This is a genomic window from Algibacter miyuki, assembly GCF_030409805.1.
GTDB classification, from domain to species: Bacteria; Bacteroidota; Bacteroidia; order Flavobacteriales; family Flavobacteriaceae; genus Algibacter; species Algibacter miyuki.
Genome location: NZ_JAUFQP010000023.1, coordinates 1 through 11,289, shown reverse-complemented (window position 1 = coordinate 11,289; position 11,289 = coordinate 1). Strand labels below are relative to the sequence as shown.

Below are 11,289 nucleotides of genomic sequence, written 5' to 3'. Positions count from 1 at the left end.
GATTTCAAACAGGCCGTTCAATCCCTAACGCGTGTGTCTGCCTCAACAATTTTTCATTATAAATAAAGTATGTTTGCTCACGTCCTACTTCGAAGCCGCTTTCATCGAATCAATTTCTTTCTTCAATTTTTCAATTTCCAATACACTTTTTTTCCTCTTGCAGCTGTTTTAATAACTCGTCATTAGACAGCGGTTTTATTGAATCTGTGATGTTGTATAGCATCAATTTGTTTGGTTTCTTGTGCAAAATATTTACCAATACCTTCACTAGAACGCCAAGCTTCATTAAGCTGATCGTAAAACCGTTTATCCCATTGACTAGGGTGTTACATCAATCCAAACCACATCACGATATTCACTATCTACTAAAGCTAATATCAGGAGTTGCCGATCCATCAAAATTATCAGAGTTTTCACGAATAGCAGAAATAGTTCCTAAGAAAAACATACGTTTTCTACCTGCAATATTTTTAATGTACGGACGAAATTCTACAGGCTTATTCACCGACCAATCATATTCTTTTCTTGACTCAATCACCTTTAAAGGCATAGCGGAAACACCTGCATAACCTTCTTTCTTAGAAGCATGATCGTATAGTAAAACGCATTGGTACCATCAGCAGGCACAAAAACACTATACGTTAAACTCGTGCGCTCATCGCCCACAGGTTCTAAGCCAAACCAGTGATAAAGGCCACTATACGCGTTGTTTTGGTATCCGAAAAATCGAAAATCGGTTACAAAAGGTTGCTGATTTTGATCATCAGCTAGGTTAGGTATTTTAACTGCCGTTTCCATATTCCATGGTAACGGGTCGCTAAAAACCACTAAAAACTTTAAAGATTCGGCTTGTAAACGTGATACCTTTTCAGCCAACGTATTTTGACCAATTAAATACGGATGGTTTTTTTAATATTCTCAGGACTGATGTAAGTTCCTTTTCCTATTAAAATACGCTCAAAATAATCGTTTAAATCATGCTCTCCACTATCAATAACCATTACGCCACCAAAGGTTGGGTATGGAAATAAAAAACCTTGCCACTTTACTAAACTCACTACTTCTACCCATTTTCCAGCATCGTTTTTCATATAATAGGTATCACTCGGCTCTAAAGTAAATAGTTGAAAAATATTAAAACGCTGCACTACGGCATTGTACGTGTTTCGACTAAATTTTAAAGATTCTCCAATAGAAAACGTTACAGGAATACGGTTTTCACTAGAAAAACGCGGAAAAGGTGTTGTGCTCGATACGGCAAAACTTCTTCCGTATTATCCGTCATTCCTTGCCACATATACTTTTCAGTTGGTTGTATCGCCATGGTCCATTTGTTTCTGTGCCAACACGTACTAAATGTGGTAACGATACATCTTTAGTTTCTCCCACACTTTCGTTGGCCATAGAATACACATTGCGTAATGGTTGGATGCGCTCGTTTTGAGTTATGGCAATTCATTAATTTCAATGCGATTTAAATGATTAAACACGTTGTATGTTTTCATGTAATCGTACATTTTATATTGCCATCCAATAATATAGATGGCACCAAAAAACACGGTTAAGAACCCTAAAATGGCAAGACGACCAAAAGTGCTTGTTGAGTTTCTGAATTTTCGTAAACCTAGAAATAGGACTACAAAACTTAGTAAAATAACAAAAATGTATTTTCTAACAAACAACAGTGCTGGTTGATAATCGTCTCGTAAAACGAATAATAAAATGAGTAGAATTAACCCTATAATTATGGTTGTTTTCTTTTGTTTCCCTCCTTTATTCCAATAATTTTTAATCATCTATAATTTTATTTATTGTTTCCGCCTAAACGGAAATCACTTTTTTGTTTTAAATTGTTTTGTTTAGTCACAAACGGTCTCACTAAAGTAAGCCTTTATCTTTTAAACGTTCTCTAGCACTTTTTTCTTCTACTTTAGGTTCGGCTTCCTTTATTTGTTCAGAAAGAGTTTCATCTTTCCTTGTTAAATCATCTAAGATATCTTTTCCCTTTTCAATGGTATCTTGCATGATATCTTCTAAGGATTCTGCTTGTTCTTCTATAACTTCGCTCGATTTAAAAATAAAATTAGCTAAAATAAGTTCCAACTAAAGTCCCCACAATCATCGATGCAAATATAGAAATAGTAGCCACATCAATTGGATTAAAAAACGGATAATCACAATAGCAATAAGATATAAAACCCTACAAACACTACACGTAACAAAAACGATTGTTGATACACAAAGCCTGTTCTATCATGCGGTTTCATTTGTAATGCTTTGGATATACCCTTTAGAGAATTTGGTAATGTTTTTGTGTACTTGTGCATTTTTTGCAGCTTGAATTACTTCTTCATCGGTCGCGTTTTCTTTTCCAAACTTGATGTTGTTTTTTAAACTATCAGAAAATAAAAAGGCTTCCTGAGGCACATAGCCCATATTATCTCTTAAATTATTTAAGTTAAGCTGGCTAATTTCTTTGTTGTTTATCAATATGGATCCGGAATCAATATCATAAAGGCGACCAATTAAATCTAAAATAGTAGATTTTCCTGAGCCTGTTTTCCCTAAAATGGCCAGGGTTTCGCCTTCTTTAATGTCAAAACTAACATTGTTTAAGGCTTGTATATTAGTATCATCATAAGTGAAGGAAACATTTTTAAAAGTAATGTTACCATTAATTTCTGTTTCGGCTTCTACCGTGTTTTTAATTTCTGGTTCTATTTTTAGGAAGTGGTTAATTCGTTTCTGCGATGCTTCGGCTTGCTGTACAATAGACGTTACCCAACCTACAGTAGCTACTGGCCATGTTAATAAGTTAACGTAAATAATAAACTCGGCAATGGTACCTAAACTTTCAATTTCACCATTAATATATTGCATGCCTCCAATGTAAATTACAATTAAATTACTGGCGCCAATAAGGAGTACCATCATTGGGAAAAACCAAGCTTGTACGCGGGCTAAACTAATTTGTTTTTCCTTACTTTCGGCTGCTAAAGTTTCGAAATTAAGGGCCGTTTGAGTTTCTATACCATAAGCTTTTATGACTGAAATACCACTGAAGGATTCTTGCGTAAATGATGATAGTTTAGATAAATACTCTTGAACAATTGTACTGCGCTTATGTATTTCTTTACTTAATTTATAGATTACAACCGATAGAATAGGCAACGGCATAATGGTGTAAAGCGTCAACGATGGTGATTCTTTAAACATATAAATAAGGGCAATTACAAAAAGAGTTATTGTGTTTATACTGTACATTATGGCTGGGCCTGCGTACATGCGCACACGAGAAACATCTTCACTAATGCGGTTCATTAAATCACCAGTTCTATTCTTCTTATAAAAATTTAAAGAGAGTTTTTGGTATTGCTCGTAAATTTCATTTTTTAAATCGAATTCAATATAGCGCGATACATTAATAATGTACTGACGCATAAAAAAAGTAAGCACGCCACCAATAAAGGCTGCTCCAACAATATAAATGATGGCTTCGAGCAATTCGGCTTTAAAAACTTCGGTAGAAATACTATTCGCAAAATATTGTTCGATAACAATAAATACTTTTTTTACATATCGAGGTGTAAACAATAAAAACATTCGGGCAATAATAGTGATAATTACCCCTGCTATAAGATTGGTTTTGTATTTTAGAAAGTACTTATTTAAATGTTGTAATTCTTTCATTTATTTTAAAGGAAATAAGAGGCAAAGATAGGTTATTCATTATAATTAAGGAATGTCTATTTATAATGCATTTGTTAAATATAGCTTAAAGTATTTAATGAAATTAAAATGAATATTAAGCGGTGTTTTTTAAATATAGTGTTATTTTTGCCGCACGAAAGCAATAAAAAATTTCAACTTAAATAAGTTCTTTGTAATGATGCTAAATAGACGACATATTCGTGTAAAAGTAATGCAAACCATGTATGCCTTTAAGGGTACCGAAAGTGATGATTTTAGTAAAGATCAAAAATTCTTACTGTTTAGCATTGATAATATGTATAATTTATACTTATTATTAATTTCGCTTATTATCGAGGTTCAAAAAAGAGCTGAAAGTAATATCCAGAAAAAACAGAATAAACATTTAGCAACTAAAGAGGACATTGACCCAAACCGTAAGTTTGTAGATAACGCCGTTTTAAAGTTTTATTGAATAATTTAGACTTAAAAGATAAGTTAGAACTTTACAATATCAACGATTGGGATTTGGATAGTGAATATGTTGATGTTATTTTTAAAGCCATTGTTGCTAGCGATTTGTATAAAGAATACATGGCAGCCGAAACTTCAAGCTTTAAAGAAGATAAAGATTTTATAGTAGATGTCTTTAAAGAAATTATTGCACCAAACGATAAACTTTACGAATATTTAGAAGACAAGAATTTAACTTGGTTAGACGATTTACCTACCGTGAATACAACCATTTAAAAATTCTTAGAAAAGTAAAGCTAACATCTGCCGAAAATCATTTTACACCACGATTGTATAAAGATTTAGAAGACAAGGAATTTGCAATTTCGTTATTTAGAAAAACACTTTTGAATAGAACGGCGATTAATAAGGAAATAGATCTTAAAACTCAAAACTGGGATTCAGATCGTATTGCAAACGTCGATTTTGTGTTATTACAAATGGCTATTTGCGAAGTGAAAAACTTTCCGTCTATACCAGCTAAAGTAACTATTAACGAGTATTTAGAAATAGCTAAAGAGTATTCTACACCAAAAAGCAGTATTTTTATCAATGGTATTTTAGATAAACTGGTGAAAGAATATACAGAGGCCGGAACGCTTAATAAAATTGGGCGTGGCTTAATGTAATAAGGTTTTGTTAAGACTTTTAACAAAAATTTCAATTCGAATAAATAATTGTTATTTTACGGTCTCAATTTAAAATACATTTAAAATGAAAAAAGTAATATTAGGATTAAGCACATTATGTTTGGTAGCTTTTACATCTTGTAAAAACGACAATGCAGCAAAGAAAATTGAAGAAGCTAATGTAACAGCTGCAGCAGTAAGAGATGCTGTTTCTTCTAATTTTCCAGTGATTACGTTTAACGAAACAACTCACGATTTTGGAGAAATTGAAGCAAACAAATCGGTAGAAACTGTTTTTAGCTATACCAACACAGGTGATGCACCTTTAGTAATTACTAATATAGCTACAACATGTGGATGTACAGTACCTCAAGATTGGTCTAGAGAGCCTTTAGCTGTTGGTGAAACAGGAAAATTTACAGTAAAATATAATGGAAGTGGAAAAGGAAAAGTTTCTAAAAGCTTAACACTTACAGCAAATACTGAAAAAGGAAAGGAAGTTGTTAAAATTACGGCTTTTGTAAAAACTGATGACGCTGCAATATCTGCAGCAATTAAATAAATAAAAAATAATGGGAGAAGGTATTGGTAGTTTATTGCCGTTTGTATTAATGTTTGTAGTAGTGTATTTCTTTATGATTGCACCACAAATGAAACGTGCAAAGAAAGAAAAGAAATTTGCAGCCGAATTAAAACGTGGAGATAAAGTAATCACCAAAAGTGGTTTACATGCTAAAATTTTAGAGCTTAACGACAAAGATGGAAGTTGTGTTTTAGAAACCATGTCAGGCAAAGCAAAGTACGAACGTTCTGCAATTTCTTCGGAGATGAGCGAAAAGTTAAATGCACCAGCAGCAGTAGCAAAAAAATAAAGTATTTCACTTTATTTACTATATAAAACAAAAAAAGAACCTCAAATGAGGTTCTTTTTTTGTTTTATAATAAAGTTATAATTATTAAGTTGAAATGAGAGAAACGACTTAATACCAGCGTTTTTTCTTCTTTTTAGAAGCTTCACTTTTTCTACCTTTTTTGTGTTTGCTACCTGTTTTTGGAGACTTATGTATAATTGGTTTTGCTTTAGGATCTAAAGGATAAGGATGCTCATCAATCACATCAATTTGCATTTGTATCAGTTGCTGAATGGTCTGCACATAAGGTTTTTCATCTGCTGAACATAAGGAGTATGCCATTCCTGTTTTTCCAGCTCTAGCCGTTCTTCCAATACGGTGTACGTAGGTTTCGGGTACGTTAGGTAAATCGAAATTTACAACCGCATCGATATCGTTAATGTCAATACCACGCGCCGCAACATCCGTTGCAATTAAAATATTGACGGTTCCTTTTTTAAATTTATCTAAAGCGTCTTGTCTAGCCGTTTGACTTTGTCGCCATGGATACTATCGGCATTATAGCCGTTTTTTACTAATGTCTTTTCAAGTTTATCAACACCGAATTTGGTGCGTCTAAATATAATGATTTGTCCTTTTATAGTATTTCGAAGGAGGTGCAAACCCAATTCAATTTTACTCTGTTTAGGGACGAAATATAATAACTGATTAACGTTTTTTGAAGTTGATGAATTTTGGGCAACCTCAATACGTTTTGGTTCATTTAAAATAGTATTTGCTAGTTGTTCTACCTTATAAGGTATGGTGGCCGAAAATAATAAGGTTTGCTTTTCCTTAGGGCACAGACGTTCAATTTTTTTAACATCGTCAATAAAACCCATATCGAGCATTAAATCGGCTTCGTCTAAAACTAAAGTTTCAACATAATCTAAATTAATAACATCCTGTTTATGTAAATCGAGCAAACGGCCTGGAGTTGCAATTAAAATATCAACACCTTTTTTTAGAGTCGCTATTTGTGGCTCAATGGCAGCACCACCATATATAACGGTACTTGTTAATTCGGCGTAAGTAGAATATGTTTTAAAATTATTTTCAATTTGAATGGCCAATTCTCGCGTTGGGCTAACCACAACCGCTTTTATCTTTTACCTTTTTTAGAGGCGATTTGCTTATCAAATAATAATTGTAAAATAGGAAGTGCAAAAGCAGCTGTTTTTCCTGTTCCGGTTTGAGCCGAAACAATAACATCCTTTCTGTCTAAAACAAAAGGAATGGTTTTTTCTTGTACCAAAGTAGGATTATCATAACCGGCTTCGGCAATGGCTCTTAAAATGGGACGATTTAATTGTAAGTCTTTAAATGACATCTAAAATAATTTACTGCAAAGATACTATAAACCCCATCAACCTTATTTTATATATGTGGCTAATTTGTTTCTTTTTTTCTGCGGAAGCGCTTCATTGATAACTGCTAAAGCCAATAGCTTTTGATCTTTTCCTTATCAAAAATCAATTTATAAGTTTCAGCAACTGTTAAAGAGTTCTGAGCTTCTTCAACTAAAACCATGGCATCGCCAGTTTTTACATGTCCTGTTTTTAAAATACGCACATAAGTTCCCGGCATACCGTGATCTATAAAGGCTTTCAATATATTTTGATTTTCGAATCTTACACCTAGCTTAAAACAAGGTTCTCTAGGTTGTGTTATTTGTACTAAGGTTTCCCTATTTGATAGATGCTTCCAACTAAAAGTTGAGTTTCGTCTAAATCGGTAACCGTGAGGTTTTCACCAAACATACCCCAGTTCCAATCTAAATCGGGGTACTGTTTTTTCCAATAATCATAATGCTTTTCAGAAAACAAATAGCAGGCTTTAAACTCACCGCCATGATATTTTCGGTCACTAACTTCATCATTCTTAACAAGGTCTTCACCTAAAAATATAGGTGTACTGGTTGGAGTTTTATAAATACCAGTGATTACGTCTTTACCATGCCAATGGATGGTGGTCGGTTTCGCAATATTGGTGGCTCGTATGTTCATGTTTATTGAATAAAAGGTGAAATGATTTTAATGCTGTAAGTATTCTAGTAAATGCTGAGTATTAATTTTAATTCATCAATTTAACGAAAATGATTTAAATTAATTAGTTAATTGGTCTTTTATGAGAAAATCAAACATTAAATTTGTTAAAAGTTATATTTATTGCTGATTTAGTGAATTTGTGTAAAAGATTTATTCAATAAATTTAGTAAAAATAACGTTCTAAACTAAACTATATTTTATGAGTCAGGTAATCACTTTTGGAGAAGTATTAATGCGCATTTCACCGCGTGGACACAAAAAATTTATTCAATCAAACATGGTCGAATTTTACTTCGGGGGCACCGAGTTAAATGTCGGTATTTCCATTGCAAATTTCGGCGGAAGTGTAAAACACATCAGTTGCGTATCGGATGATTTTATTGGAGAAACCGCTGTGTCTTATATTAGTAAATTTGGTGTAGATACCTCGGCGCTGTGTTTTTCAAAACGTCCGTTAGGCGTATACTTTTTTGAAGTAGGGGCTGTTATGCGGCCGAGTAATATTTCGTATAACCGATCGCATTCTTCGTTTTCCGAAATTTTGCCATCCATGGTAAATTGGGAAGCATCGTTGGAAGGCGGTAAGTGGTTGCATTGGACCGGAATTACTCCAGCCTTAACTCAAGGAAGTTTTGATACTTTGAAAGAAGGTTTAAAACTAGCCAAAGCTAAAGGGTTTACCATTTCGGCCGATCCAACGTATAGAAGCGGTTTATGGAAATATGGAAAGGATCCAAAGGAAGCTTTAACGGAATTATTAAATTATTCAACCATTTTTATAGGAGGTATAAATGAAATGAACGAAGTTTTAGGCACCGACTTCTCTTATTCTAACGACGACTTTATTGAAGCAAGTAAACTACTTATAGAGCAATTTCCTTCCATAGAAAAAGTATTCGATAAAATTAGAACATCGGTAAACGCTTCATGGCATAAAATACGTGCTAGAATGTGGAACGGATCGGAATTTAGAGAAACTGAAGATTTAGATATTACTCACGTTGTAGACCGTATTGGTACGGGTGATGCCTTTGCAGCCGGTTTAATTCATGGTTTACAAGAGCTTGATAACGATTATGCAGCTATGGAATTTGCAAGTGCGGCCTGTGCTTTAAAACACACTTACGAGGGCGATGTGAACTTAGCTACCGTAAAAGAAGTTCTAGGTATTTTAGGCGGAAACACTTCAGGACGTTTAAATCGATAGACGTTTTTTTAATAAAAATTCAATTTATAAAGCAATATAAGAGGCTACCTTCATAGGTGGCCTTTTATATTATTGAAAATGAGTGGTGTTAATTAGATTCTTAAATTATCATTATTATTTTAGGAATATGATAATTATCATAGTAGTTCTCTGTCAATTCTAATAATTTTATGATACTAAAAAAGGTAATCATGGAAGTTAAAAAGAACCCAGAAATCGAAGTCGGACGAAATAGTAGTTTGTATTTTGCCATTGGACTAAATTTAATGTTATTCCTGTCTTGGCTAGCCTTAGAGCATAAAACTTATGTTTATGAGATGTTGCTGTAGAAACTGTTAATATGGAAGTTATTTATGAAGAAGATATTCCAATTATAACATCAAAAATACCGCCAGCACCAGCACCACCGCCTATTGTTGTTAGTCAGTCTATAGAAATTGTGGACGATATGGTGGAAATAGAGGAAACCGTTATAGAAAGTACCGAAACCGGACAAGACGATGCTATCTCTGAGCATATTGTTGCTGTAGGTGATGTTATTGTGGAACGCATGGAAGAAGAAGTGGAAGTTGCTTTTGCTGTTATCGAAGAAGTACCCGTTTTTCCTGGCTGCGAAGGTTTAGATAGAGCACAAACTAAAGCATGTTTTCAAAAGAAAATGCAAGCACATGTGGTTAAAAACTTTAATTATCCACAAACCGCATTAGATATGGGGAATACAGGGGCGTGTATCCGTAGTATTTATAATAAATTCAGAAGGAGTAACAACCAATGTACGTTCTCGTGGCCCAGATAAAATTCTAGAAGTAGAAGCTGAACGCATCATTAGCTTATTGCCAAAAATGCAACCCGGAAAACAACGTGGTAAAGCGGTAAAAGTAGCTTATGCTGTTCCTATATTTTTTAAATATGAAAGTTAACCTGAGGTAAATTGGTTATTTATAAAGCAGACTAATATTTTTTTAGTCTGCTTTTTTATGCGATAAACTTTCGTTTTTTTAATGTTCAACAATTCATCCTGTAAAAATAACAATTCGGTAAATCTGGTTTTAAAACACGGCATCGCTACCCGATATTTGTAGTATAAGTTTTATTAACTTTAAACGCAAAAGTGTAGAAGCATTAAATCATGACAAAATCAAATAAATATATTATAATTACTTTCCTTCTAGGCTGTGTCGTTTTTTTAATCGGAGGTTATTTTTTCAACGATTTTAATTCGGGAAACATAAAAGAGTTAGTTACAAAATTTGCGTTTTATCAACTATACGCTTTTGTTTTGGGGTATTCAAACATGATGTTTTTCGACTATATGGAACGCCGCTCATGGGAAAAAAGTACACCGGCTACAATACAGCGGTGGTTATTGGTATTTTAGGTTCTACTATAATTACCTTAATAGGATTGTTTTTTTTACGAGCCATAACCGCTATATATATTTTAATCAAAGCTTCTCAGACTTTTTAGGGAATCAAAAATGGCAGAATTATCAATTCGGTTTTATGGATAACCTTAAGTATCGTCATTGGTTTTCATGTGGTGTTTTTTTACAACGTTATCAACAAAACCGAGTAAAGGAGCAAAAAGTAATTGCTGGAACTGCCAGCGCAAAATTCGACGCATTAAAAAATCAATTAGATCCGCATTTCTTTTTAACAGCTTAAATGTTTTAACCAGTTTAATTGAAGAAAACCCGGTAAATGCTCAGAAATTACAACTGCGCTATCCAAAGTATATCGCTACGTATTGGAGCAAAAAAAACAAAGATCTTGTACTAGTAGACGATGAGTTAAAATTTGCAAAAACCTACATGGCACTACTAAAAATGCGCTTGAGGATAGTATTATTTTCACCATGCCTGAAAAAGCACAAAACCCCGAAAGTAAAGTCATTCCATTATCGTTACAATTATTATTTCGAAAATGCCGTAAAGCACAACATTGTAACCGCCAGCAAACCACTAAAAATAAAAAATACGAAAGTGGCGACAATCTGGTAGTCGAAACAATTTACAAGTTTAAACAAATGGTGAAAACAAGTAGTGGCGTTGGACTAAACAACATAAACAACGCTACCAATTACTCACCGATAGAACCATAAAAATCAATCAAGAACCGAGCACATTTGCAGTTAGCATCCCAATGCTCACCAAAACAACAACCATCATGTACACACAATCAAAATCAGAATTAAACGATCAATATTTGCGAGCTCGAAAATCACGTCGACGAGCTTAAAGGTTTTTATTATAGCCTCATTACATACTGTTTAGTCATCCCATTTTTAGCCTACGTAAACTACAAAACCTTCTG

At 33.6% G+C, this 11,289-nt stretch carries 14 protein-coding genes and 5 pseudogenes; 10 read left to right on the top strand and 9 right to left on the bottom strand.

Annotated features, from left to right (window positions below):
- Positions 1 to 358: 358 nt before the first annotated feature.
- The 7 genes and pseudogenes from QWY92_RS20370 to QWY92_RS20340 all read right to left on the bottom strand — a co-directional run.
- Entirely contained in the window at positions 359 to 538 is a 180-nt protein-coding gene (locus tag QWY92_RS20370) for a hypothetical protein (RefSeq protein ID WP_290274989.1), read from the bottom strand.
- A 2-nt stretch (positions 539 to 540) separates the two neighbouring features.
- On the bottom strand, positions 541 to 876 hold the full coding sequence (locus tag QWY92_RS20365; RefSeq protein WP_290274988.1) for a hypothetical protein: 336 nt from the start codon (positions 874 to 876) through the stop codon (positions 541 to 543).
- A 14-nt stretch (positions 877 to 890) separates the two neighbouring features.
- Positions 891 to 1,148 (bottom strand): hypothetical protein, encoded by a 258-nt coding sequence (locus QWY92_RS20360; RefSeq protein ID WP_290274986.1) that lies wholly within the window; start codon positions 1,146 to 1,148, stop codon positions 891 to 893.
- Positions 1,149 to 1,201: 53 nt separating this feature from the next.
- Positions 1,202 to 1,324, bottom strand: a complete 123-nt coding sequence (locus QWY92_RS20355; protein ID WP_290274984.1) for a hypothetical protein — start codon at positions 1,322 to 1,324, stop codon at positions 1,202 to 1,204.
- Positions 1,325 to 1,445: 121 nt separating this feature from the next.
- On the bottom strand, positions 1,446 to 1,796 hold the full coding sequence (locus QWY92_RS20350; RefSeq protein WP_290274981.1) for a hypothetical protein: 351 nt from the start codon (positions 1,794 to 1,796) through the stop codon (positions 1,446 to 1,448).
- 82 nt (positions 1,797 to 1,878) lie between these two features.
- Positions 1,879 to 2,103, bottom strand: a complete 225-nt coding sequence (locus QWY92_RS20345; protein ID WP_290274979.1) for a hypothetical protein — start codon at positions 2,101 to 2,103, stop codon at positions 1,879 to 1,881.
- A 180-nt stretch (positions 2,104 to 2,283) separates the two neighbouring features.
- Positions 2,284 to 3,690: pseudogene (locus tag QWY92_RS20340) on the bottom strand (ABC transporter ATP-binding protein); the annotation flags it as partial.
- A gap of 232 nt (positions 3,691 to 3,922) precedes the next feature.
- Between QWY92_RS20340 and nusB the strand changes: the two are divergent.
- The 3 genes and pseudogenes from nusB to yajC all read left to right on the top strand — a co-directional run bounded on the left by nusB (position 3,923) and on the right by yajC (position 5,704).
- Positions 3,923 to 4,832 (top strand): annotated as a pseudogene (gene nusB, locus QWY92_RS20335) (transcription antitermination factor NusB).
- Between the two features lie 85 nt (positions 4,833 to 4,917).
- The gene (locus tag QWY92_RS20330; RefSeq protein WP_290272382.1) at positions 4,918 to 5,394 is read left to right on the top strand and encodes a DUF1573 domain-containing protein; all 477 of its coding nucleotides are present in this window, start codon (positions 4,918 to 4,920) and stop codon (positions 5,392 to 5,394) included.
- Between the two features lie 10 nt (positions 5,395 to 5,404).
- Positions 5,405 to 5,704, top strand: a complete 300-nt coding sequence (yajC, locus tag QWY92_RS20325) for a preprotein translocase subunit YajC (protein WP_290272383.1) — start codon at positions 5,405 to 5,407, stop codon at positions 5,702 to 5,704.
- A 108-nt stretch (positions 5,705 to 5,812) separates the two neighbouring features.
- On the opposite strand, the pseudogene QWY92_RS20320 reads toward yajC, so the two are convergent.
- Positions 5,813 to 7,052, bottom strand: a pseudogene (locus QWY92_RS20320) (DEAD/DEAH box helicase).
- A 104-nt stretch (positions 7,053 to 7,156) separates the two neighbouring features.
- Positions 7,157 to 7,728: pseudogene (locus QWY92_RS20315) on the bottom strand (MOSC domain-containing protein).
- Between the two features lie 241 nt (positions 7,729 to 7,969).
- Between QWY92_RS20315 and QWY92_RS20310 the strand changes: the two are divergent.
- The 7 genes and pseudogenes from QWY92_RS20310 to QWY92_RS20500 all read left to right on the top strand — a co-directional run.
- The gene (locus tag QWY92_RS20310; RefSeq protein ID WP_290272390.1) at positions 7,970 to 8,977 is read left to right on the top strand and encodes a sugar kinase; all 1,008 of its coding nucleotides are present in this window, start codon (positions 7,970 to 7,972) and stop codon (positions 8,975 to 8,977) included.
- A gap of 340 nt (positions 8,978 to 9,317) precedes the next feature.
- Complete coding sequence (locus QWY92_RS20510) at positions 9,318 to 9,773, top strand: hypothetical protein (RefSeq protein ID WP_336622124.1); 456 nt, start codon at positions 9,318 to 9,320, stop codon at positions 9,771 to 9,773.
- Positions 9,685 to 9,897, top strand: a complete 213-nt coding sequence (locus tag QWY92_RS20505) for an energy transducer TonB (RefSeq protein ID WP_336622126.1) — start codon at positions 9,685 to 9,687, stop codon at positions 9,895 to 9,897. Before QWY92_RS20510 ends, QWY92_RS20505 begins: the two co-directional genes overlap by 89 nt.
- Before the next feature lie 582 nt (positions 9,898 to 10,479).
- Entirely contained in the window at positions 10,480 to 10,641 is a 162-nt protein-coding gene (locus QWY92_RS20300; protein WP_290274977.1) for a hypothetical protein, read from the top strand.
- Positions 10,590 to 10,751, top strand: a pseudogene (locus tag QWY92_RS20725) (histidine kinase); the annotation flags it as partial. The gene QWY92_RS20300 and the pseudogene QWY92_RS20725, both read left to right, overlap by 52 nt.
- Before the next feature lie 80 nt (positions 10,752 to 10,831).
- Positions 10,832 to 11,077: a hypothetical protein gene (locus QWY92_RS20295; protein WP_290274975.1), complete on the top strand. Its 246-nt coding sequence runs from the start codon at positions 10,832 to 10,834 to the stop codon at positions 11,075 to 11,077.
- Positions 11,078 to 11,173: 96 nt separating this feature from the next.
- Positions 11,174 to 11,289: 2TM domain-containing protein (locus QWY92_RS20500; protein ID WP_336622125.1), on the top strand; the 116-nt coding region annotated here is incomplete at its 3' end.

Excerpts from the sequence above, each read along its gene's own strand:
- QWY92_RS20355 (WP_290274984.1), bottom strand. The coding sequence starts at position 1,324 with ATGGCGATACAACCAACTGAAAAGTATATGTGGCAAGGAATGACGGAT.
- QWY92_RS20330 (WP_290272382.1), top strand. The coding sequence starts at position 4,918 with ATGAAAAAAGTAATATTAGGATTAAGCACATTATGTTTGGTAGCTTTT.
- QWY92_RS20510 (WP_336622124.1), top strand. The coding sequence starts at position 9,318 with ATGGAAGTTATTTATGAAGAAGATATTCCAATTATAACATCAAAAATA.
- QWY92_RS20350 (WP_290274981.1), bottom strand. The coding sequence starts at position 1,796 with ATGATTAAAAATTATTGGAATAAAGGAGGGAAACAAAAGAAAACAACC.
- QWY92_RS20295 (WP_290274975.1), top strand. The coding sequence starts at position 10,832 with ATGCCTGAAAAAGCACAAAACCCCGAAAGTAAAGTCATTCCATTATCG.
- QWY92_RS20300 (WP_290274977.1), top strand. The coding sequence starts at position 10,480 with ATGGATAACCTTAAGTATCGTCATTGGTTTTCATGTGGTGTTTTTTTA.
- QWY92_RS20310 (WP_290272390.1), top strand. The coding sequence starts at position 7,970 with ATGAGTCAGGTAATCACTTTTGGAGAAGTATTAATGCGCATTTCACCG.
- yajC (WP_290272383.1), top strand. The coding sequence starts at position 5,405 with ATGGGAGAAGGTATTGGTAGTTTATTGCCGTTTGTATTAATGTTTGTA.